Below are 22,134 nucleotides of genomic sequence, written 5' to 3' on the forward strand. Positions count from 1 at the left end.
TTTTTATGCAGATCTATAAAGTCGGCGGTGCGGTACGCGATCGCCTGCTGGGCAAACCTGTCACCGATATCGACTGGGTCGTGGTAGGTGCCACCACTGAAGAAATGCTCGCCAAGGGCTTTCGTCCGGTGGGCGCGGACTTCCCGGTATTTCTTCACCCAAAAAGCGGTGAGGAATACGCCCTCGCCCGCACCGAGCGCAAAAGCGGGCGCGGCTATGGCGGCTTCACCTTTCACGCCAGCCCCGAGGTCACGCTCGAAGAAGATCTGATTCGTCGCGACCTGACGATCAATGCCATGGCCGAAGACGATCAGCAGAACCTGACCGACCCCTACCATGGCCAACAGGATCTCGAGGCTCGCGTGCTTCGTCACGTTTCCCCCGCGTTCGCCGAAGATCCGCTCCGTGTTCTGCGCGTTGCCCGCTTCGCTGCGCGCTATGCAGGCCTGGGATTCACCGTCGCGCCCGAGACGCTGGAGTTGATGCGCCACCTCAGCGAATCAGGTGAATTGGAGGCGTTGACCGCCGAGCGCAGCTGGAAAGAAATCGCCCGTGCCTTGATGGAAGATCAGCCACAAGTGTTCATCGAGGTGTTACGCGAGTGCGGCGCGCTCAAAGTGCTGATGCCGGAAGTCGACGCATTGTTCGGCGTGCCGCAACCCGAAGCCCATCACCCGGAAATCGACACGGGCGTGCATACCCTGAGCGTGCTGGAGCAGGCGGCGCTGCACAAACAACCGCTGACCGTGCGTTGGGCCTGCCTGCTGCACGACCTGGGCAAAGGATTGACACCCAAGGACGAATGGCCCCGCCACATTGCTCACGAACACAAAGGCCTGAAGCTGATCAAAGCAGTCAACGAACGCTTCAAGGCACCGAAGGATTGTCAGGAACTGGCGCTACTGGTGGGCGAGTATCACACCCACGGCCATCGCGCCCTGGAGCTGAAACCGTCAACCTTGCAGGAGTTGCTGCAGAGTTTCGACGTCTATCGTCGGCCTCAGCGCTTTGAGGAATTTATCGCAGCCTGCGAGATGGACGCTCGGGGACGTAAAGGCCTGGAGCAAAGAAGTTATCCACAGGCGGATTATTTACGTGGCGCGGCAACCGCGGCGCGAAGTGTTGCCGTTCAGCCGTTGCTGGAGAAGGGATTCAAGGGGCCGGACCTGGGCGAGGCGATCAAGCGCGAGAGGCTCAAGGCGTTGAAGGCTTACAAAGAACAAGCGTAAGCAAGAGCAAAAGATCGCAGCCTTCGGCAGCTCCTACAGAGAAATGGTGAACTTCTGTAGGAGCTGCCGAAGGCTGCGATCTTTTGTTTTACAGCATATCGGAGGGGGTCAACTGCTGGCCGCGCCATTCAAACGCCACCGGCGCCAACACCTGATCGATCTGCGCCTCAGCCCACAGGGTCGCAAAGCTCTTGCCTACGCCCGGATGCACCCTATCCGGCGCAATCAGCGACAACGGCCACAGCACGAAGGCGTTTTTCAGAATCTCTGCACGCGGCAAGATCAAACCATCGAAATTACCTGCCAGATCGCCGAACAGCAGCACATCGATATCCAGCGGCAACCCCTTGCGGTCGGGCGCGTAACGGCCGTTATCCGCTTCGATGAATTTCAGCCGTCGATCCAGCTCCATCAGCGGCAGATCGGTGAAGCCCGAGACCACAAAGTTGAAAAACGGCCCGCTCTTGATCCCCACCGGCTGGCTTTCAAACACTGCCGAGCAGTGCATATCCACCAGGAAACCCGCCAAGGCGTCCAGGCCGGCCTGCAAATGGGCTTCGCGCTCGATATTGCTACCGAGCCCGAGATACACCTGAGTCAGCGACATCCGCGCTCGATCTCCACACCCACGCCCGTGGCCGCCGGGACCGCACCTGGCTTGGTCAGCTTGAGGTGCATCCAGGTGATCTTGAATTCACTCATCAGCACTTCTGCCAGACGCTCGGCAAAGGTCTCGACCAGCTGGAACTGCGCCTGTTCGGCGAATGCCTGGATGCGTGCCGAAACGCTCGCGTAATCGAGCGCCAGGGTCAGGTCATCACCGGCGGCGGCCGGACGGTTGTCCCAGGCGAAGCTCAGATCAAGTCGCAGACACTGTCGGATGCCTCGTTCCCAGTCGTAGGCACCAATCACGGTGTCGACTTCCAGGCCCTCGATAAACACTCTGTCCAAGCACTTCTCTCCGCTGCACGACAAGGGCGCAATGCGCCGTTAGAATCAGGGCGTCCTCGCCCGGAATAGTTAGCATGTTTTGGTTACTGGCGATCCTCGCCTACCTGCTTGGCTCTCTGTCCTTCGCCATTTTGCTCAGCCGCCTGACCGGTAACCCCGATCCGCGAATGAGTGGCTCGGGCAATGCCGGTGCCACCAACATGTTGCGTCTGGCCGGCAAGAAACTCGCCATCCTGACCTTGCTCGGCGACCTGAACAAAGGTCTGCTGCCAGTGTTGATCGCAGGTGCAGCGGGCCTTTCGCTGCCGCAACAGGCCTGGATCGGCGTCTGTGCCGTCATCGGCCACCTGTTTCCGCTGTTCTTCCGCTTTCGCGGTGGCAAGGGTGTCGCCACCGCGGCCGGCATGCTGCTGGGGCTCTACCCCCCCGCCGCGTTGCTGGCGGTCTGCGCCTGGACGCTGACGTTCTACCTGACCCGCACCAGCTCACTCGCCGCCCTGATTGCCACACCACTGACCTTGCCGTTACTTGCCTGGCAAGAACCGGCGGCACTGCTGCCCATGAGCGCGCTCACGGGCCTGATCGTCTGGCGCCATCGCGGCAATCTACGCGACCTGTTTGCCGGGCGCGAACGGCATTTTTAAATACCGCTCGTGAACGCCGCTCATCACAGGGCCGACAACTGCTCCATCGGCCAGCGCGCCTGCACGCTGATCGCCAGGCTTTCATGCTGACCAGCCTGTAAGCGCTGGCAGCCAGCAAACGCAATCATCGCGCCATTGTCGGTGCAGAACTCCGGACGGGCATAAAATACATCGCCCTTCATGTCGCCGAGCATTTTCTCCAGTGAAGCCCGCAACGCCTTGTTGGCGCTGACGCCTCCTGCGATCACCAGACGCTTCATGCCCGCTTGTTTCAGGGCACGCTTGCACTTGATGGTCAAAGTCTCCACCACGGCCTGCTGGAACGCCAGCGAGATGTCGCAACGGGCTTGCTCGCCGTCGTCCCCGGCGCTGACGCTCTGCTGCCAGGTGTTCAGAGCAAAGGTTTTCAGGCCGCTGAAGCTGAAAGCCAAGCCTGGACGATCACACATCGGACGCGGAAAAGTGAAACGTCCTGCAACGCCCTGCTCCGCCAGACGAGCGATCTCCGGGCCTCCCGGATAATTGAGGCCCATCATTTTCGCGGTCTTGTCGAACGCTTCGCCGGCAGCATCGTCAAGCGTCTCGCCCAGGAGCGTGTAATGACCGATCCCGTCGACCTGAACCAGCTGCGTATGACCACCCGATACCAACAAAGCGACGAACGGGAACTGCGGTGGTTGCGGCTCCAGCATCGGCGCCAGCAAGTGACCTTCCATGTGGTGCACGCCCAAGGCCGGAATACCCCAGGCAAACGCCAGCGCCTGGGCGCAGGAAGCCCCCACCAGCAAGGCCCCGACCAGGCCGGGGCCGGCGGTATACGCGATGGCGTCGATCTCGGTCGGCACACAGTCGGCCTCGGCCAGAACCTGACGGATCAAGGGCAGCATGCGCTTGACGTGATCACGCGAAGCCAGCTCCGGCACCACGCCGCCATAGGCGCGATGCAGGTCGATCTGACTGAACAGTGCGTCGGCCAACAACCCGCGTTCACTGTCGTAAAGCGCGACACCGGTTTCGTCGCAAGAGGTTTCTAATCCCAGTACTAGCATGGGTTTGCGCCTTGTAGAGGCTGAATTCGAAGGCGCGCATAATAGTCGTCGCGTGATGCCCCGACCAGCGGTTTTCGATCAGAGGCTTTGCATTCCGAGCGATGAGGGGTTAACATCCGCAACCCTTAAAAACCGACGTCTTCAAGTGCTCTTTTGCCGCGAGGATGTTGACCCCGGTAATGAATGAAGGTAGCTCTGGATGCCAGCCGTCAAAGTAAAAGAGAACGAACCCTTCGACGTAGCTCTGCGTCGTTTCAAGCGCTCCTGCGAAAAAGCCGGTGTACTGGCTGAAGTTCGTAGCCGCGAATTTTACGAGAAGCCAACTTCTGAGCGTAAGCGTAAAGCAGCAGCCGCTGTTAAGCGTCACGCCAAGAAAGTTCAGCGCGAACAGCGCCGCGCCGTTCGTCTGTACTAATACACAGACGATCGTAGCAAGCTTCTGCCAAGCCCGGCCCTCAGCCGGGCTAATGGCATTTGCGGACAACGCTTGATGCTTCACCGTCAAAGCCGCAGACGCGACCGAGACAAACCTGCTTCACAGCGTCAGACCTGGCTCTTTTGCCAGCGGTGCACGTCTTTTCTGACGAGCCTTCCAAGGCTACTGACGAGCACACCCACTGATTCCTCTCACGACGATCAGCCCAAGGCACCTTCTTGCGTGCCCGCTTATGAGCTATCCGAGGCCAATGACTGGCCGTCGCCGGATTCAGCGAAACACTTTCAAATAGTCGATTACTGATTGGTACTAACGTCAGTGGATTTTCGGCAGATACACTTCCCGACAGCGATACGCAGACGACACCGGTCGAGCCGCATACCCTGCGCGCCTCAAACAACGACCCGCGTTCGGCCGCCCTTCGTTTTGGGTCCATTTTCAGCGCAGATGACGAGAACGCCATGGCCGGGCTAATTCCCCAGAGCTTCATTGACGACCTTCTGAACCGCACCGACATCGTCGATGTGGTCAGCTCGCGCCTGCAAATGAAAAAGGCCGGCAAGAACTACACCGCTTGCTGCCCGTTCCACAAAGAAAAAACCCCGTCCTTCAGTGTCAGCCCCGACAAACAGTTCTATTACTGCTTCGGCTGCGGCGCTGGCGGCAACGCCCTCGGCTTCATGATGGACCACGACAACCTGGATTTCGTCCAGGCTGTCGAAGAACTGGCCAAAGCCGCCGGCATGGAAATCCCCCGCGAAGAAAGCGGTCGACCGCACAAACCGCGGCAGCCCACCGATTCGCCCCTGTATCCGCTGCTCACCGCCGCCGCCGACTTCTACCGTCAGGCCCTGAAAAGCCATCCGGCGCGCAAAGCAGCTGTGGACTACTTGAAAGGACGCGGCTTGACCGGCGAGATCGCCCGGGACTTCGGCCTCGGCTTTGCTCCGCCGGGCTGGGACAATCTGTTCAAGCACCTGAGCAGCGACACCCTGCAGCAAAAAGCCATGATCGATGCCGGCCTGCTGATCGAGAACGCTGAAACCGGCAAGCGCTATGACCGCTTCCGCGATCGCGTGATGTTCCCGATCCGCGACAGTCGCGGGCGCATCATCGCCTTCGGCGGCCGGGTACTGGGCGACGACAAGCCGAAATACCTGAACTCACCGGAAACCCCGGTTTTCCATAAGGGCCAGGAACTCTACGGCCTTTACGAAGCACGCAAGAACAACCGCAACCTCGACGAAATCATCGTCGTCGAAGGCTACATGGACGTCATCGCCCTCGCCCAGCAAGGCCTGCGCAATGCCGTCGCAACCTTGGGCACCGCCACTAGCGAAGAACACTTGAAGCGCCTGTTTCGTGTCGTGCCCAGCGTGCTGTTTTGCTTCGACGGCGACCAGGCTGGCCGCAATGCCGCCTGGCGAGCACTGGAAGCCACCCTGCCGTGCCTGCAGGACGGGCGTCGGGCGCGTTTTCTGTTCCTGCCCGAGGGCGAGGACCCGGACACCTTGGTCCGCTCCGAGGGCACTGACGCCTTCCGCGCGCGAATCAATCAGCATGCCCAGCCATTGGCCGATTACTTTTTTCAGCAGTTGACCGAGGAATCGGACCCGCGCTCGCTTGAAGGCAAGGCCCACATGGCCACCCTCGCCGCGCCGCTGATCGACAAAGTCCCGGGCGCCAACCTGCGCATCTTGATGCGCCAGCGCCTGAGCGAAATTACCGGGCTTAGCGGTGAAGCCGTAAGCCAACTGGTGCAAAGCACGCCACAGCCTCAGGAAGCGCCACCCGCTTACGATCCGGGCATCGATTACGACGCCATGCCGGATTACAGCGACTACCATCAGCCGCAGGCACAAGAGATGTACGTGCCGCAGCAGGAATGGACGCCGAAGAAGCCTGGCGCAGGCGGCAAGAAATGGGACAAGAAGCCGTGGGACAAGAACGGCAAACGCGGCGGCGATCGTGATCAGCCGCGCGCGCCACGGATTCCGGCCGCTGTAGAGCCGCCCACCCTGGCAGCCTTGCGCACACTGCTGCATCACCCGCAACTGGCTGAGAAAGTCGAGGACGCCGGGCACTTCGCTGCCGAGGACCATACCAACACGCAACTGTTGGTCGCCCTGCTCGAAGCCGTACAGAAGAATCCCAAGCTAAACTCATTTCAACTGATTGCGCGCTGGCACGGCACCGAACAAGGCCGATTGCTCAAAGCGCTGGCAGAAAAGGAATGGCTGATTGATGGAGATAACCTTGAACAACAGTTTTTCGACACCATTACTAGCTTGTCAGCCCGCCAACGCGAGCGAAACCTGGAACAACTTCTTCGAAAAGCACGTCAAAGTGAATTGAGCACCGAAGAGAAGAATCAACTGCGCGACCTTTTAAGTCGCAATGTTTCCGCATCAAGCCCGACCTCAACTGGCGCGTGAGGTCATAGCTCAGGTATAATCCTCGGCTTGTTTTTTGCCCGCCAAGACCTTCAGTGGATAGGGTGTTATGTCCGGAAAAGCGCAACAGCAGTCTCGTATCAAAGAGTTGATCACACTTGGTCGTGAGCAGGGCTACCTGACTTACGCGGAGGTCAACGACCACCTGCCGGAGGATATTTCAGATCCGGAACAGGTGGAAGACATCATCCGCATGATTAATGACATGGGGATCAACGTATTCGAGGTTGCGCCAGATAAGGATTCCCTTATGCTGGCCGACGCCGATACCGACGAAGCCGCGGCCGAAGAGGCAGCAGCAGCGTTGGCAGCGGTCGAGACCGACATTGGTCGCACCACCGACCCGGTGCGCATGTACATGCGTGAAATGGGTACGGTAGAGCTCCTCACACGTGAAGGCGAAATTGAAATCGCCAAACGTATTGAAGAGGGCATCCGCGAAGTGATGGGCGCAATCGCGCACTTCCCTGGCACGGTTGACCATATTCTCTCCGAGTACACTCGCGTCACCACCGAAGGTGGCCGCCTGTCCGACGTCCTGAGCGGTTATATCGACCCGGACGACGGCATTGCGCCGCCTGCAGCCGAAGTACCACCGCCTGTCGACCCGAAAGCCGCTCCAGCTGCCGACGACGCCGACGACGATGATGCCGAAGCGACCGATGACGAAGAAGAAGCCGAAAGCGGTCCGGATCCAGTCATCGCCGCACAGCGCTTTGGCGCTGTCGCCGATCAGATGGAAATCACCCGCAAGGCCCTGAAAAAGCACGGTCGTGGCAACAAGCTGGCAATCGCCGAGCTGATCGCCCTGGCTGAGCTGTTCATGCCGATCAAACTGGTGCCGAAGCAATTCGAAGGCCTGGTCGAGCGTGTTCGCAGTGCCCTGGATCGTCTGCGTCAGCAAGAGCGCGCGATCATGCAATTGTGCGTTCGTGATGCCCGCATGCCGCGTGCCGACTTCCTGCGCCAGTTCCCGGGCAACGAAGTTGACGAAAGCTGGAGCGATGCACTGGCCAAAGGCAAAAGCAAATACGCTGAAGCCATTGGTCGCCTGCAACCGGACATCATTCGTTGCCAGCAGAAGCTGACCGCGCTGGAAACCGAAACCGGTTTGACGATCGCCGAGATCAAGGACATCAACCGTCGCATGTCGATCGGTGAGGCCAAGGCCCGCCGCGCGAAGAAAGAGATGGTCGAAGCGAACTTGCGTCTGGTGATCTCCATCGCCAAGAAGTACACCAACCGTGGCCTGCAATTCCTCGATCTGATCCAGGAAGGCAACATCGGTCTGATGAAAGCGGTAGACAAGTTCGAATACCGCCGCGGCTACAAATTCTCGACTTATGCCACCTGGTGGATCCGTCAGGCGATCACTCGCTCGATCGCCGACCAGGCCCGCACCATCCGTATTCCGGTGCACATGATCGAGACGATCAACAAGCTCAACCGTATTTCCCGGCAGATGCTGCAGGAAATGGGTCGCGAACCGACCCCGGAAGAGCTGGGCGAACGCATGGAAATGCCTGAGGACAAAATCCGCAAGGTATTGAAGATCGCTAAAGAGCCGATCTCCATGGAAACCCCGATCGGTGATGACGAAGATTCTCATTTGGGTGATTTCATCGAAGACTCGACCATGCAGTCGCCAATCGATGTCGCCACTGTTGAGAGCCTTAAAGAAGCGACTCGCGAAGTCCTGTCCGGCCTCACTGCCCGTGAAGCCAAGGTTCTGCGCATGCGCTTCGGTATCGACATGAATACCGACCACACCCTTGAGGAGGTTGGTAAGCAGTTCGACGTGACCCGTGAACGGATTCGCCAGATCGAAGCCAAGGCGCTGCGCAAGCTGCGCCACCCGACGAGAAGCGAGCATTTGCGCTCCTTCCTCGACGAGTGATCACAGAACCCCCGGCCCAGGCCGGGGGTTTTGCTTTATGCAGATTAAATGCCCCGCACGTCCCTCCCGCCGAATTGCCCGTCTACACTCGAAACATTCCCCCCAAGCCATAACGAGACCGTTATGCCCAGATGGTCGACCGTGCTTTTTTTGCTGTCGCTGATAACTTGGACCGCAACGGCTGGCGCGCTGACTCTGACCGACGAAGAACGTGGCTGGCTGACGGCTCACCCGGAGTTGCGTCTGGGTGTCGACGCGTCCTGGCCGCCATTTGAATTTCGCGACGAACATGGCCGCTATCAAGGCTTGGCTGCGGACTATATCAACGTCATCCGTCAACGGCTGGCGATCAAACTCACGCCGATCGAACCGGTTAGCTGGACCGAAGTCCTGCAGCAAGCCAAACAAGGCAAGCTGGACATCTTGCCGGGCATCATGTCCACCCCCGAACGCCAGACCTATCTGTCGTTCACCCGCCCCTATCTGGATTTTCCGATTGTCATTCTGGCTCACGTCGGGGGTCCTCAACCGCGCGAAATCAATGACTTATACGGGCTGAAAATTGCCGTGGTGGAAAACTACGCGCCCCATGAACTGTTGCGCACCCACCATCCCGACCTGAACCTGGTGGCCCTGCCCAACGTCAGCTCGGCGTTGCAGGCACTGGCTACCGACCAAGTAGACGCAGTCGTGGGCGATCTCGCCTCCAGCGTCTGGAGCCTGCGCCAGCTCAAGCTTGATGGGCTCTACGTCAGCGGTGAGACACCCTATCGCTACCAATTGGCGATGGCCGTCCCTCCGAACGACAAGGTGCTGGTCGGGATTCTGGACAAAGTCCTGGCAGACATGAGCCCGAGTGAAATCAGTGCCATACAGGAACATTGGGTCGGCAACGTGCTGGATCATCGGACTTTCTGGTCCGACGTGCTGATTTACGGCCTACCAGGGCTACTGTTTCTGATGATCGTGCTGGCAGTGGTTATCCGGATCAATCGCCGACTGAGTTCGGAAATCGCCCGCAGGGTAGATCTGGAACAGGAGCTGCGCAGCAGCGAATACCATTACCGCGGGCTGGTGGAGAGTCTTTCGGCCATTGCCTGGGAAGCGCAGATCAGCGATTACACTTACAGCTACGTGTCACCCCATGCTCAGGACCTACTCGGTTATCCTCTGTCCCATTGGCTGATTCCGGGCTTCTGGCGCAACATCATCCACCCCGCGGACCTCACCCGGGCTCAGGCCTTCTGCGACCGTGAAGTGGCGGCCGGGCGCGATCACAGCGTCGATTACCGGGTGATTACTGCCGATGGCCGCTGCCTGTGGGTGCGCGATATCGTCAGCTTGATCGAGCACGGCCATGAACCGGTGCTGCGCGGGCTGATGATCGACATCAGCGAAGCCAAACGCACCGAAGAGGCCTTGCGCCTGTCGGAACAGAAGTTCGCCTCGGTGTTCCAGCAATGCCCGGATATTCTGGTGATCGCGCGGCTTTCCGACGGCTGCCTGCTGGAAGTCAACGAAGCGTTCGAAGAACAGATCGGCCTCAAGGCCGAAGACGTCATAGGCCAGACCGCCACCGACCTCAACATCTGGGGCGTATCTGGCGTGGGGCCTGGCTTGTTGCAGCGATTGCAGGCCGGCAGCATCCGCAACCTGGAGATGCCCTTTCGCCGCAGCAATGGCCAAGTGTTTACCGGCCTGATTTCCGCCGAACCCTTCGATCTCGATACGACCCCTGCCCTGGTCGTTGTCGTGCGGGACATCAGTCAGCTCAAGGAAACCCAGCAACAACTGCAAACCTCCGAAGAAAAATTCGCCAAGGCCTTCCATGCCTCGCCCGACGGCTTGCTGCTGTCCCGGCAGAGCGACGGCTTACTGCTGGAGGTCAACGAAGGCTTCAGCCGTATTACCGGCTTTAACAGCGCGATGTCGGTGGATCGTTCGACCCTCGATCTGGGCATCTGGGTCAATCTCAACGAACGCAAACAAATGCTCGATTTGCTGCAGAAAAACGGCTATGTCCGCGATTTCAGTTGCCACATTCGCCGTAAAGACGGGCAGATCCGGCTCTGCGAGCTTTCAAGCCGTCCGCTGCCCATTGGCAATGAAGACTGCATGCTGACCATTGCCCGGGATATTACCGAACGGCACCTGATGCAGGAGAAACTGCAGCAGGCCGCCACTGTGTTCGAGAGCACCGCCGAGGGTGTATTGATCACCGACACCCAACAGCACATCAGCGCCGTCAACCGGGCATTCACCGAAATCACCGGCTACAGCGAAAGCGAAGCGCTGGGCCACACCCCTCGCCTGCTCGCCTCAGGCCTGCACGACAGCGCGTTCTATGCAGCGATGTGGCATCAGTTGACCGCCGAAGGTCATTGGCAAGGCGAGATTTCCAACCGGCGCAAGAATGGCGAGCTTTACCCTAGCTGGCTGACCATCAGTGCGGTGCGCAACCGGGACAAATTCATCACTCACTTTGTTGCCGTGTTCGCGGACATTTCCAGTCTCAAGCACGCTCAGGCCAAACTCGACTACCAGGCGCACCACGATCCGCTGACCGGCCTGCCAAACCGCACGTTGTTCGAGAGCCGACTACTGACCGCGCTCAATAGCCAACAGGAGAACGGCAGCCAGGGCGCCGTGCTGTTCCTCGACCTGGACCGTTTCAAGCACATCAACGACAGCCTCGGCCACCCGGTCGGCGACCTGTTGCTCAAAGGCATCGCCGTGCGCCTCAAGGAGCAGCTGCGCGATATCGATACCGTGGCGCGGCTGGGTGGCGACGAATTCATCATCCTGCTTCCCGGCCTGCAACAGTCCAGCGATGCCGACAACATTGCCACCAAGCTGCTCAATTGCTTCGCTGCCCCTTTCCAGGCCGGCGAGCACGAGTTTTTCATCAGCGCCAGCATCGGCACCAGCCTGTACCCCAGAGACGGTTGCGATGTCGCCACGCTGGTCAAGAACGCCGATGCCGCAATGTATCGCTCCAAGGCCAAGGGCCGTAACCGGGTTGAAAGCTACACCCGCGACCTCACCGCCCAGGCCAGTGAGCGCGTGGCGCTGGAGCACGAACTGCGGCGCGCCATCGAGCGCAATGAGCTGTTTCTGTACTACCAACCCAAAATCAGCCTGGACGATCATCGAGTGGTCGGCGCCGAAGCGCTGATTCGCTGGCATCACCCCACCTTCGGCGATGTGCCTCCCGAGCACTTCATTCCCTTGGCCGAAGAAAACGGCATGATCCTGCAAATCGGCGATTGGGTACTTGAGACCGCCTGCCGACAGATGTACGAGTGGAATCAGGTCTATGAGTGCCTGGGCCCACTCTCGGTCAACCTCGCGGGCGCTCAACTGCGCCAGCCGAACCTGCTCAGTCGGATCGAGCAACTGCTCAAGGACAACTGCCTCAAACCCGATTTCCTGCAACTGGAGATCACTGAAAGCTTCATCATGAGCCAGGCCGAAGAGGCGCTGGCGGTGCTGCACCAGCTCAAACGCCTGGGTGTGCAGCTGGCAATCGACGACTTTGGCACTGGCTATTCATCCCTGAGCTACCTCAAACGCCTGCCGCTGGACATCCTCAAGATCGATCAGTCCTTCGTCCGCGGCCTGCCGGACGACCCGCACGACGCAGCCATTGTTCGCGCAATCATCGCCCTGGGCCGCAGCATGCAATTCACCGTCATCGCGGAGGGCGTCGAAACCCAGGCGCAGCAACAATTTCTGACTGAGGAAGGCTGTGAACAGATCCAGGGCTACATCGTCAGCCTGCCCTTGCCACCGGATGAATTCGCCGCGACGTTTCTTCGTACAGTCATATTGGATTTTTCGGATAGCACAGCCGAGAAACCATCGCTATAATCCGCGGCCTACTGAGGGCCTATAGCTCAGTTGGTTAGAGCAGGGGACTCATAATCCCTTGGTCGTAGGTTCGAGTCCTACTGGGCCCACCAAACAAAAAAGCCGCGCATTGCGCGGCTTTCGCGTTTTCTGGTCAGCAGTCGCTGATACAGCCCTATGGGCACCGTCGCGATCCAGGACTGATGACTCCTTTGTTGTAAAGGCTTGCGTGATCCGACTTAGCTCGATTCGTGAACTCCCTTTTCAGCCGGTGCAAGTTCGGGGAACTCAACCAGCAGTGCCTTGTTACCCCTGGCGATGTGTTCCATCACCGCCAAGGCGATGTTTTCACGCACCATCCCCACCGAGACGTAGTACATGGCCCAGGCTTGTTCGGGCGTGCAGTGGCCGATCTGCTCCTCAATCTCCTTGTAGGCTTTGTATTCGTCCGACTCCAAGTAGCATTGGCAATCACCTTGGTACATGATTTTTCTCCTTCCCTGGAACCTCTGTGACAACCCCTGAGTCAGTCGGCTGATAAGGGCTGCTCCTGCTCCCTACGTGATTACCAACTCCCCAAGTTGGCAAGTCGAAAAACCCAGAAAAGCCAGTTTAGCGTGCAGACCAATTAACCCACATAGAACCGAAACAGATTAACCTCCTTTTCAATTACAAACCCACATCATACTTACGGAGCAATTCTTCAATACGGCTCAACCGCTGATCATTAAAAACAATTGACTGGTTATCCAGCGACATAAAGCCGCCTGCAATTAGCGCCTCATGTCTCTCAACCATTTTTATCAACACTACCAACTCTTTAATTTCGCTTTTAATTTCTCTGTAAATGCCCACAGCACCCTCATATAAAATAAAGATCCCCATAGAACAATAAAGACGATAACCCAGTCAGATCACGTACCACTCTTCACTTTGATCCAAACCCGGGTGCGGATTCGCTCCATTTTCAATGGCAGGGGCTCAAGTGGAACAAGTGTAGCAACGGTCTTTTTGCCGGGATAAACCCAAGTATTGTCGCGTAACTTCTGCTCCACAAATTTTGTGGCATCTTTATTAGCGTTAGGATACAAAGTGTGATTTGAGCTCTTGGCAATAATTTCTGGCCGCAACATATAATTAATAAACGCCATGCCTTCCTTTGGATGGGGCGCATCTTTTAACAGAACCAGATTTTCCGACCAAACCAGCGCTCCCTCGCGAGGAAGACTGTAGGCAATCTTGCGTCCAGTGTTGGCTTTCTCGTTGAGGGCCTGCGCTGCAAGGGCACCATTAGCCCACCCCACAACTGCACAAATATTGCCATCAGCCAGGTCAGAGTCGATTCTGGACGAGTCGAAATAGAGGACATAGGGACGGATTTTTAACAACAGGGCCTGAGCCTTCTGGTAATCATCCGGATTCTTACTGTTACTAGGGAGCCCAAGGTAATGCAATGCAATTGAAATGATCTCACTTGGAGAATCGAGCATTGCCACACCGCACGACTTAAGTTTGCTGATATTTTCTTCTTTGAAGATCAAGTCCCAGCTATTCACCGGCGCATTATCACCCAATGCCGCTCTGACTTTATCAACGTCATAGCCAATGCCGGTGGTGCCCCATAAATAGGGCACAGCGTAGCGATTACCAGGGTCATTGACCGCAACCTGGGACAAGATATCAGGATCGATATGGGACAAATTACTCAGTTGATTGCGATCCAACGGCTGAAGGACTCCCGCCTGGATCAGGTCTGGCAGCACATTGGAGGTGGCCACAACCACGTCGTACCCCGTGCGGCCAGCCATCACTTTACTCTGCATGATTTCGGCACTGTCGAACGCATCCATATGGACGCTGGTGCCGGTTTCCTGTTCAAACTCCTTTGGGGTCTCCGGTGCGATAAACCCGAACCAGTTGTACAGATACACCCCAGGCTCTACAGCCCCCACTGATGTGCTTATCCCTAGACCCAGAAGCGAGGCTGCAAAAAGGGCCCGCAAAGGTGATTTGTACATACAACTATCCTTGTCAAGACGATATGCCCTCATGGCCATCGTGAATCCTGATCGTGAATATACCCGGCATTGACGAATAGTAAATACCTACGAATACTTACCCGCGACCTACGAATCCCTAACCCTAAAGGGGTAGAAAATGCCACTCGACCTTCATAGCCTGGCTTGGCACCGATCGATTGGAAAGCTGATCATGCAGTTGAACCGTCCAGAATTCTGGAGCTCACTTATCCGTACGTTAAATGAATATGTGCAAATCGATAATTGGGCTGTATTAATATTCAGCAACCAACAAGTGCAAGTTGTTAGTCTTCCTGAAGTAGCAGACGCAGAAGAGATAGATGCGTTCACTCATCGCTACGTGAAGGGACTTTATATGCTGGACCCATTTTATATAGCTAATCGAGAAAACCCACAGAGCGGTTTTTTTCATATGCTGGATATTGCACCGGAGCACTTCCTTGAAACCGAGTATTACCATCAATACTTCGCACAGTATATCTCTGTCGATGAAGCGCAGTACAACGTCCAGCTCGACTCCGATAGAACGCTATGCATTTCCTTTGGTAGTAACGCCCGCTTCAATCAAGAGCAAATAACAATACTTGACATTATCAAGCCATGGGTAACTGCATTAATGCATCAACGCATGTGTTTTGAGACTGATGTAGAAAAATCCCCCCCTGAACCAGCTCCATGGCCAGAAACGATTCTCCAGCTTGGCACACAAATAACAACGCGCGAGAAGGATGTACTCAAACTACTACTTAGCGGTTTTTCCAACAAAGAGATAGCAGGAAAACTTTCCCTGTCGGCAGAAACGATAAAAGTCCACCGCCGCAATATTTACGCCAAATTAAACATCAAATCACAACCCGAGTTGTTTGCTCGATTTTTTATGCCAAAACAGGATATCTGCCCTACAAATTGAAGTCAGCGCCTGGCACTTTCAGGCCCAAACACTCAACGATGGAATGGCCTGCACTGGTCGCAGCCGCTCAAGCATTTCACCCGTCAACACGACCTCATACGTATCCGCCGGCCTACCCCATTGCTCCACAATGACCATGCCGTCAACCAGTACCGCGCCCAAGTCGGTAATCGTATCGGCCAATGCCTCTACGATTTGTTGGGTCCGCAACCACACACGATCAGTAATCTCTTTAAGCTCGGCAGTTATGCGCTCGGACGACGCTGGATCCGTATCGGGGTAGGAGATATTTCGCAACAAGTGCCGTAACTCCCTTACTTTTGCGTAATCCTGTTCCGCCCCAAGCTCTCCATTCAGGATGGCTGACGCTTTCGATTTATCGACGAGTTTCCTGGCTGAATGCTTTGCAGGTAATGTCTGACTCATAGCGCCAGCAAAGAGGACGATCAGCCGAGCTTCCAAATGTTCCTTCATTTCTTCTATCGAGGAAATTGACCGCATCAAGATAATGGAAGCCCCGGCCTGATGCCTCAAGTCCATGGTGACTTTCAGGGTCACATCACCCGTTTCAAAGCCCAAGGCTCGGGCAACCACGTAGTGCCCCATTTCGTGATTCGCAATCTGCAATGCATGTTCCCGTATAGCGGGAGGCATCTTCTTCATCATTCCCATCATCTCCCGTCACAGCCCTCCGTTGCGTATTCGACTATGAGAGTAACGGCTCGTGTCCATGCTATCGATGTAGAACTCGTTCCGCATCATTACCCCAGGCATTCCGCCAATCTAAATCAGTCATCGTTCAAACAACCGCCACGAGCACCGCGCAGGATGTGCCTGTAACATGCCTGCCCATTGCTCTGTACCGCTGGAGATGCCCCTTTGCCTGACACCCGCCCGCCCGCTCTCGACGAAATCGACCGCCAATTGATCGCGGCCCTGCAGATCAATGCCCGCGAAAGCGTGGCCATGCTCGCCCGCCAGCTGGGGATCGCCCGCACCACCGTCACGTCGCGCCTGGCACGGCTGGAAAAGGCCAAGGTGATCACCGGTTACGGAGTGCGCCTGGGTCAGCGCGTGGTGGATGGCGGATTGCAGGCCTACGTCGGGATTACCGTGCAACCGCGCTCCGGCAAGGAAGTGCTGCGTCGTCTTAGCGCTATGGCTCAGGTTCAGCAGTTGTGTGCGGTAAGTGGCGAATTTGATTATGTGGCGTGGTTGCGCACCGACTCGCCGGAGCAGCTTGATCAGTTGCTGGATCAGATTGGCAGTGTGGATGGAGTGGAGAAGACGACGACTTCGATCATCTTGAGCAGCAAGATTGATCGGGGGCAGCCGGTTTGAGTTTCCGCCAATAGGTCTTGGGTGTCTGGTCGGGCCTCTTCGCGGGCGAGCCTCGCTCCTACACTATGTAGCGACTCATCGTCATATTGATCAGACAACTGGCAAAACGACGACACATTGCGTCTTATTAACGTGTTCTACGCTCTCTAGAATGGCTGCCATCTTTTCCTATACTCAGACGCGTACCCTGCGTCAGGTCGCCAGCAAGGTCAGCCATGAACAAGAACAATCGCCATCCTGCAGACGGTAAAAAACCGGTCACCATTTTCGGCCCGGACTTTCCTTTCGCTTTCGACGACTGGATCGAGCACCCGGCCGGGCTGGGCAGCATTCCGGCACACAATCACGGCGCCGAGGTGGCGATTGTCGGGGCTGGCATTGCAGGCTTGGTGGCCGCCTACGAATTGATGAAGCTGGGCCTCAAACCCGTCGTCTATGAAGCCTCGAAGATGGGCGGTCGTCTGCGCTCCCAGGCGTTCAACGGCGCCGAAGGCATCATCGCCGAACTCGGCGGCATGCGTTTCCCGGTGTCGTCCACCGCGTTTTATCACTACGTCGACAAGCTCGGCCTCCAGACCAAGCCCTTCCCGAACCCGCTGACACCCGCTTCGGGCAGCACGGTGATCGATCTGGAAGGCAAAACCCATTACGCACAGAAACTGGCGGATCTTCCTGCACTGTTCCAGGAAGTCGCTGACGCCTGGGCGGATGCTCTGGAAGACGGTTCGCGCTTCGGCGAAATCCAGCAAGCCATCCGCGACCGCGACGTGCCACGCCTCAAGGAACTGTGGAATACCCTGGTGCCACTGTGGGACGACCGCACGTTCTACGATTTCGTCGCCACCTCCAAAGCCTTCGCCAAGCTTTCGTTCCATCACCGCGAAGTATTCGGCCAAGTCGGTTTCGGTACTGGCGGCTGGGACTCGGACTTCCCCAACTCGATGCTGGAAATCTTCCGCGTGGTGATGACCAACTGCGACGATCACCAGCACTTGGTGGTCGGTGGCGTGGAACAAGTGCCGCTGGGCATCTGGCGCCATGTGCCGGAGCGTTGCGTGCACTGGCCTGAAGGCACCAGCCTCAGCTCGCTGCACAGGGGGGCTCCGCGCTCCGGCGTGAAAAAAATTGCCCATGCCGCGAATGGCCGCTTTGCGGTCACCGATAACTATGGCGACACACGCGAATACGCGGCGGTACTGACCACCTGCCAGAGCTGGCTGCTGACCACCCAGATCGAATGCGACGAAACCCTGTTCTCGCAAAAGATGTGGATGGCCCTGGACCGCACCCGCTACATGCAATCGTCGAAGACATTCGTGATGGTCGATCGCCCATTCTGGAAGGACAAGGACCCGGAAACCGGTCGCGACCTGATGAGCATGACCCTCACCGATCGCCTGACCCGCGGCACTTATTTATTCGACAACGGCGACGACAAGCCCGGCGTGATTTGCCTGTCGTACTCGTGGATGAGCGACGCGCTGAAAATGCTCCCGCACCCGGTGGAAAAACGCGTGAAGCTGGCATTGGACGCGCTGAAGAAGATCTACCCGAAAGTCGACATTGCCGCGCGAATCATCGGCGATCCGATCACTGTGTCGTGGGAAGCCGACCCGCATTTCCTCGGGGCCTTCAAAGGCGCCCTGCCCGGCCACTACCGCTACAACCAGCGCATGTACGCGCACTTCATGCAAGACGACATGCCAGCCGAGCAACGCGGGATCTTCATCGCCGGCGACGACGTTTCGTGGACGCCGGCCTGGGTTGAAGGCGCGGTGCAGACGTCGCTCAACGCGGTGTGGGGGATCATGAAACACTTCGGCGGTGAAACTCACGCCGAAAACCCCGGTCCAGGAGATGTGTTCAACGAGATCGGTCCGATCGCCCTGCCCGAGTAAGAGGAATCCGAAATGCGCGTAGCCCTTTACCAATGCCCACCGCAGCCCCTGGATGTCGCAGGTAATCTGCAACGCCTGCATCAACTGGCGCTGGAGGCCAAGGGCGCGGACTTGCTGGTGCTGCCGGAGATGTTCCTGACCGGCTATAACATCGGCATCGATGCGGTCAGCGTGCTGGCGGAGGTGCACAACGGTGAATCGGCGCAGCAAATCGCGCGCATTGCCAAAGCGACGGGGATCGCCATTTTGTATGGCTACCCGGAGCGTACCGAAGACGGGCAGATCTACAACGCCGTGCAGTTGATCGACGCCAATGGCGAGCGGTTGTGCAACTACCGCAAGACTCACCTGTTCGGCGATCTAGATCACTCGATGTTCAGCGCCGGGCCGGATGAGTTTCCGCTGGTTGAACTCAACGGCTGGAAGCTTGGCTTTTTGATCTGCTACGACCTGGAGTTCCCGGAAAACGCCCGGCGTCTGGCCTTGGCCGGCGCTGAGCTGATTCTGGTGCCGACGGCGAACATGATTCCCTACGATTTCATCGCCGACGTCACCGTTCGGGCACGGGCCTTCGAAAACCAGTGTTATGTGGCCTACGCCAACTACTGCGGGCACGAAGGCGAGATCCAGTATTGCGGCCAGAGCAGCATCGCCGCGCCGGATGGCAGCCGCATCGCCCAGGCCGGTCTTGATGAAGCACTGATTGTCGGTGAACTGGATCGTCAGCTGATGATCGATTCCCGCGCCGCCAATCGCTACTTCATCGATCGCCGTCCAGAGCTTTACGGCGAGCTGAACAAGCGCTGATCCACTTAGCCCCCCTAATCCGCTAGCATTAGCGCTTCTCTGTTCTGGAAGTGCTCATGCCTGCGCTGAATCCCCCCCGCCTTCACACTGAAACCCTGGCCAACGGCTTGCGGGTGACGCTGCGTCATGCGCCCGGTTTGAAGCGCAGTGCCGCTGCCTTGCGGGTCGCTGCCGGCAGTCATGACGTGCCACTGGCCTGGCCGGGGCTGGCGCACTTTCTTGAGCATTTGCTGTTTCTGGGCACAGAGCGCTTTCCCGCGGAGCAAGGGCTGATGGCCTACGTGCAAGGTCATGGCGGGCAAGTAAATGCGCGAACCAGCGAACGTACGACGGACTTCTTTTTCGAGCTGCCACCTCAGGCGTTTAGGGGTGGGCTGGAGCGTCTGTCAGACATGCTCGCTCATCCGCGTATGAATCCGGACGATCAGCGGCGGGAACGGGAAGTGCTGCACGCCGAATTTGTCGCCTGGTCGCGGGATGCGACGGCCCAACAGCAATTTGCGTTATTTGATGGGCTCTCGGCGGCTCATCCATTGCGGGCATTTCATGCTGGAAACCGCTACAGCCTGCCGGTGCCGCAGCCCGAGTTTCAGCAAGCGCTGAAGGATTTCCATCAGCGGTTTTACCAGACCGGGCAGATGACGCTGAGCCTGGCCGGGCCGCACAGTCTCGATGAATTGAAGGAGATGGCGCAGGCGTTTGCCATTTCCCCTGGCGAGAAAGTCCCTCAGACAAAACCCACCCTGTTGATGAATTCTTCAGACAATAGTTATCAACAGACTGGAGAGCGTCGGCTGGATCTGCTGTTCGCCTTCGAAGCACTGCCCGACTCATCGCCCGAAGCGCTGGCGTTCCTGTGCCACTGGCTGAACGCCGAAAAACCCGGCGGCCTGTTGGCACTGCTGCAAGACTCTGGGCTGGCAGACAACCTGAAAGCCGCGCCGCTCTATCACTACGCCGGCCAAGCCTTGTTGCACATCGAATTCACACGGCCCGCCCATGCCATGCAACCGGACAACGTGATCCGCGAACGGCTTCTGGATTGGCTGGGCTTCTTTGCCTCCCATCGGGATTGGGCCCAATTGCGCGAAGAATACTCAGCCCTGCTGCAACGCCAACAGCAAGTCAGCAGCGCCTTGCAACTGGCCCAACGAGACCGCGAACAGCTTGAAGCCGGGCTGTCCGAACAGGGCGTTGTCGCCCTCAAGGCAATCCTCAAACAAATCGGCGCTGTGGATAACTTCACCGGCCAGTGGCAGCTGCCGACCCCCAACCCGTTTTTGCGCGCCGAGACTCCAGCCCCGAATGCCGGATTGATTCGCGGCCAAACCAGCGCCCACCGCGGCCTGCGGACTTTTGCTCAGGATCGCTCACGCAGTCGCCGCGAACGATCGCCGATGCAGTTCAGTCAGGCGTTGCCGGATAACACAGATGAAGGTGCGGTTTATCTGCGCTGGCGCCTGGAGTGCGCACCTCACCGCCGCCTTCAGTCGAGCCTGGAAAACCACCTGCGCCCGTTGCGCGAAGATGCACGTCAGGCCGGTGTCGACGTTTCCTTCAGCGCATCGGGCAATGAATGGCTGTTGAAAATGACGGGCCTGCAGGAACCGATGCCGACCATCCTCGAGCATGCGCTGAAAGAACTGACAAACCCTGATGCCCGCTTCTTACAGGAAGAACCGACAGTCATTGCGTTGATGCCGATTCGACAGCTGCTCAAGGCATTGCCCGACCTATGCCTTGAGCACAGCGTGGCCTCAGATGACCTACAGCAACTCTGGTCGAACGCACGCTGGGATGGCCTGGCGGCAGGCCTGTCTGCCCAGACACAAGCCGTGATGGGGCTTGCCTTGAGTCGTATTCCCGGCACTGCGGACAGTCAACTGACGCCGTCTGCGTCGATTTGCTCGCAGCGTCTCTGGAGTACCGTCGCCACCGAATCCAGCGAACATGCGCTGTTGCTCTTTTGTCCGACAGCAACCCATGACATCGCTGATGAAGCCGCTTGGCGTTTGCTCGCGCACGTGTGCCAGACGCCGTTCTACCAGCGCTTGCGGGTGGAGCTACAGCTCGGTTACGCCGTATTCAGCGGACTACGCCAGATAAACGGTCAGACCGGGCTGCTGTTTGGCGTGCAATCGCCGAGCATCGCGCCTCTGGACCTGCTGGAGCATATCGAGCAGTTCCTCAGCGGATTGGCAGGGATGATCGAAAGCATCAATGACGCAACCTTCATCGCTCAGCGCCAAGCCTTGGCCGATCAATTCGATAACGAGGCGCTGCCCAATGCCCAAGCCGCCGATCTGATCTGGCAGGGCAAACTGGCCGGCCACTCGTCGGATTACCTGAAGCGTCTGCCTCAGGCGATTCTCATGATCGACCGTGAAGCCCTGGTAGCGGCGGCACAACGACTGAATCGGGCCGACGGTGGATGGCGTTGTCTGGCCAGCGGACCGTGCCCGCCTACACTTTGGCAAGTGGCAAAATGATCATTACCTGCGCTGCAATTAGCTTTCTCAAAGATTCGTGGCCAATCGCTCTGTAATTTTGAGTAACATAGCCGCCTAACTATCTGAACATCTCCAACTGGAGGTGGACTATATGTATAGGTCTCAACTGTCCCATCCACCT

The 22,134-nt window shown here is 57.7% G+C and carries 18 protein-coding genes and 1 tRNA gene; 12 read left to right on the top strand and 7 right to left on the bottom strand.

From position 1 onward, the window contains the following. The first annotated feature begins 5 nt into the window (after window positions 1-5). Window positions 6-1,229, top strand: a complete 1,224-nt coding sequence (locus KGB14_RS14785) for a multifunctional CCA addition/repair protein (RefSeq protein WP_223487549.1) — start codon at window positions 6-8, stop codon at window positions 1,227-1,229. Between the two features lie 88 nt (window positions 1,230-1,317). On the opposite strand, the gene folK is transcribed toward KGB14_RS14785, so the two are convergent. Together folK and folB are read right to left on the bottom strand one after the other, a co-directional pair. After that, entirely contained in the window at window positions 1,318-1,836 is a 519-nt protein-coding gene (gene folK / locus KGB14_RS14790) for a 2-amino-4-hydroxy-6-hydroxymethyldihydropteridine diphosphokinase (RefSeq protein WP_223487550.1), read from the bottom strand. Beyond that, entirely contained in the window at window positions 1,827-2,180 is a 354-nt protein-coding gene (gene folB / locus KGB14_RS14795; protein ID WP_223487551.1) for a dihydroneopterin aldolase, read from the bottom strand. Before folB ends, folK begins: the two co-directional genes overlap by 10 nt. 74 nt (window positions 2,181-2,254) lie before the next feature. Here folB and plsY point away from each other — a divergent pair, with 74 nt between their 5' ends. Further along, window positions 2,255-2,824 carry a glycerol-3-phosphate 1-O-acyltransferase PlsY gene (plsY, locus tag KGB14_RS14800; protein WP_223487552.1) on the top strand — a complete coding sequence of 190 codons (570 nt, stop codon included), beginning with the start codon at window positions 2,255-2,257 and terminating at the stop codon, window positions 2,822-2,824. Window positions 2,825-2,847: 23 nt separating this feature from the next. On the opposite strand, the gene tsaD is transcribed toward plsY, so the two are convergent. After that, the gene (gene tsaD / locus KGB14_RS14805; RefSeq protein WP_223487553.1) at window positions 2,848-3,873 is read right to left on the bottom strand and encodes a tRNA (adenosine(37)-N6)-threonylcarbamoyltransferase complex transferase subunit TsaD; all 1,026 of its coding nucleotides are present in this window, start codon (window positions 3,871-3,873) and stop codon (window positions 2,848-2,850) included. Window positions 3,874-4,072: 199 nt separating this feature from the next. On the opposite strand from tsaD, the gene rpsU reads away from it, so the two are divergent. From rpsU to KGB14_RS14830, 5 genes are all read left to right on the top strand, one after another. Next, window positions 4,073-4,288, top strand: a complete 216-nt coding sequence (gene rpsU, locus KGB14_RS14810; protein ID WP_002551877.1) for a 30S ribosomal protein S21 — start codon at window positions 4,073-4,075, stop codon at window positions 4,286-4,288. Window positions 4,289-4,770: 482 nt separating this feature from the next. Further along, window positions 4,771-6,744 (top strand): DNA primase, encoded by a 1,974-nt coding sequence (gene dnaG, locus KGB14_RS14815; RefSeq protein WP_223487554.1) that lies wholly within the window; start codon window positions 4,771-4,773, stop codon window positions 6,742-6,744. A 67-nt stretch (window positions 6,745-6,811) separates the two neighbouring features. After that, entirely contained in the window at window positions 6,812-8,659 is a 1,848-nt protein-coding gene (rpoD, locus tag KGB14_RS14820; RefSeq protein WP_223487555.1) for an RNA polymerase sigma factor RpoD, read from the top strand. Between the two features lie 123 nt (window positions 8,660-8,782). Next, entirely contained in the window at window positions 8,783-12,529 is a 3,747-nt protein-coding gene (locus tag KGB14_RS14825; protein WP_223487556.1) for a bifunctional diguanylate cyclase/phosphodiesterase, read from the top strand. 15 nt (window positions 12,530-12,544) lie between these two features. Continuing rightward, window positions 12,545-12,621 (top strand) — tRNA-Ile (locus tag KGB14_RS14830). Window positions 12,622-12,747: 126 nt separating this feature from the next. Here the strand turns inward: KGB14_RS14830 and KGB14_RS14835 are convergent. The 3 genes from KGB14_RS14835 to KGB14_RS14845 all read right to left on the bottom strand — a co-directional run bounded on the left by KGB14_RS14835 (window position 12,748) and on the right by KGB14_RS14845 (window position 14,526). Beyond that, window positions 12,748-12,993, bottom strand: coding sequence for a hypothetical protein (locus KGB14_RS14835; protein ID WP_223487557.1), 246 nt, complete (start codon window positions 12,991-12,993; stop codon window positions 12,748-12,750). Between the two features lie 184 nt (window positions 12,994-13,177). Beyond that, window positions 13,178-13,363: a hypothetical protein gene (locus KGB14_RS14840; protein WP_223487558.1), complete on the bottom strand. Its 186-nt coding sequence runs from the start codon at window positions 13,361-13,363 to the stop codon at window positions 13,178-13,180. A 59-nt stretch (window positions 13,364-13,422) separates the two neighbouring features. Next, window positions 13,423-14,526, bottom strand: a complete 1,104-nt coding sequence (locus KGB14_RS14845) for a polyamine ABC transporter substrate-binding protein (RefSeq protein WP_223487559.1) — start codon at window positions 14,524-14,526, stop codon at window positions 13,423-13,425. A 139-nt stretch (window positions 14,527-14,665) separates the two neighbouring features. Between KGB14_RS14845 and KGB14_RS14850 the strand changes: the two genes are divergently transcribed. Next, entirely contained in the window at window positions 14,666-15,457 is a 792-nt protein-coding gene (locus KGB14_RS14850) for a helix-turn-helix domain-containing protein (protein ID WP_223487560.1), read from the top strand. 18 nt (window positions 15,458-15,475) lie between these two features. Here the strand turns inward: KGB14_RS14850 and KGB14_RS14855 are convergent, their stop codons facing one another. Further along, window positions 15,476-16,123, bottom strand: a complete 648-nt coding sequence (locus KGB14_RS14855) for a peptidase M41 (RefSeq protein WP_223487561.1) — start codon at window positions 16,121-16,123, stop codon at window positions 15,476-15,478. A 213-nt stretch (window positions 16,124-16,336) separates the two neighbouring features. On the opposite strand from KGB14_RS14855, the gene KGB14_RS14860 reads away from it, so the two are divergent. The 4 genes from KGB14_RS14860 (at window position 16,337) to pqqF (ending at window position 21,992) form a co-directional block, all read left to right on the top strand. Continuing rightward, window positions 16,337-16,798 (top strand): Lrp/AsnC family transcriptional regulator, encoded by a 462-nt coding sequence (locus KGB14_RS14860; protein ID WP_007904219.1) that lies wholly within the window; start codon window positions 16,337-16,339, stop codon window positions 16,796-16,798. Between the two features lie 215 nt (window positions 16,799-17,013). After that, window positions 17,014-18,696, top strand: a complete 1,683-nt coding sequence (locus tag KGB14_RS14865; protein ID WP_223487562.1) for a flavin monoamine oxidase family protein — start codon at window positions 17,014-17,016, stop codon at window positions 18,694-18,696. A 12-nt stretch (window positions 18,697-18,708) separates the two neighbouring features. Beyond that, window positions 18,709-19,503, top strand: coding sequence for a carbon-nitrogen hydrolase family protein (locus KGB14_RS14870; protein ID WP_223487563.1), 795 nt, complete (start codon window positions 18,709-18,711; stop codon window positions 19,501-19,503). Between the two features lie 56 nt (window positions 19,504-19,559). Next, entirely contained in the window at window positions 19,560-21,992 is a 2,433-nt protein-coding gene (gene pqqF / locus KGB14_RS14875) for a pyrroloquinoline quinone biosynthesis protein PqqF (RefSeq protein WP_223487564.1), read from the top strand. The last annotated feature ends 142 nt before the right edge of the window (window positions 21,993-22,134 follow it).

This window comes from Pseudomonas sp. A-RE-19 (assembly GCF_019956555.1).
Lineage (GTDB): Bacteria > Pseudomonadota > Gammaproteobacteria > Pseudomonadales > Pseudomonadaceae > Aquipseudomonas.

What these genes read in the sequence shown, in the direction of transcription:
- KGB14_RS14785 (WP_223487549.1), top strand. Translation starts at nt 6, where the DNA reads ATGCAGATCTATAAAGTCGGCGGTGCGGTACGCGATCGCCTGCTGGGC.
- folK (WP_223487550.1), bottom strand. Translation starts at nt 1,836, where the DNA reads ATGTCGCTGACTCAGGTGTATCTCGGGCTCGGTAGCAATATCGAGCGC.
- plsY (WP_223487552.1), top strand. Translation starts at nt 2,255, where the DNA reads ATGTTTTGGTTACTGGCGATCCTCGCCTACCTGCTTGGCTCTCTGTCC.
- tsaD (WP_223487553.1), bottom strand. Translation starts at nt 3,873, where the DNA reads ATGCTAGTACTGGGATTAGAAACCTCTTGCGACGAAACCGGTGTCGCG.
- rpsU (WP_002551877.1), top strand. Translation starts at nt 4,073, where the DNA reads ATGCCAGCCGTCAAAGTAAAAGAGAACGAACCCTTCGACGTAGCTCTG.
- dnaG (WP_223487554.1), top strand. Translation starts at nt 4,771, where the DNA reads ATGGCCGGGCTAATTCCCCAGAGCTTCATTGACGACCTTCTGAACCGC.
- rpoD (WP_223487555.1), top strand. Translation starts at nt 6,812, where the DNA reads ATGTCCGGAAAAGCGCAACAGCAGTCTCGTATCAAAGAGTTGATCACA.
- KGB14_RS14825 (WP_223487556.1), top strand. Translation starts at nt 8,783, where the DNA reads ATGCCCAGATGGTCGACCGTGCTTTTTTTGCTGTCGCTGATAACTTGG.
- KGB14_RS14835 (WP_223487557.1), bottom strand. Translation starts at nt 12,993, where the DNA reads ATGTACCAAGGTGATTGCCAATGCTACTTGGAGTCGGACGAATACAAA.
- KGB14_RS14845 (WP_223487559.1), bottom strand. Translation starts at nt 14,526, where the DNA reads ATGTACAAATCACCTTTGCGGGCCCTTTTTGCAGCCTCGCTTCTGGGT.
- KGB14_RS14850 (WP_223487560.1), top strand. Translation starts at nt 14,666, where the DNA reads ATGCCACTCGACCTTCATAGCCTGGCTTGGCACCGATCGATTGGAAAG.
- KGB14_RS14855 (WP_223487561.1), bottom strand. Translation starts at nt 16,123, where the DNA reads ATGATGAAGAAGATGCCTCCCGCTATACGGGAACATGCATTGCAGATT.
- KGB14_RS14865 (WP_223487562.1), top strand. Translation starts at nt 17,014, where the DNA reads ATGAACAAGAACAATCGCCATCCTGCAGACGGTAAAAAACCGGTCACC.
- KGB14_RS14870 (WP_223487563.1), top strand. Translation starts at nt 18,709, where the DNA reads ATGCGCGTAGCCCTTTACCAATGCCCACCGCAGCCCCTGGATGTCGCA.
- pqqF (WP_223487564.1), top strand. Translation starts at nt 19,560, where the DNA reads ATGCCTGCGCTGAATCCCCCCCGCCTTCACACTGAAACCCTGGCCAAC.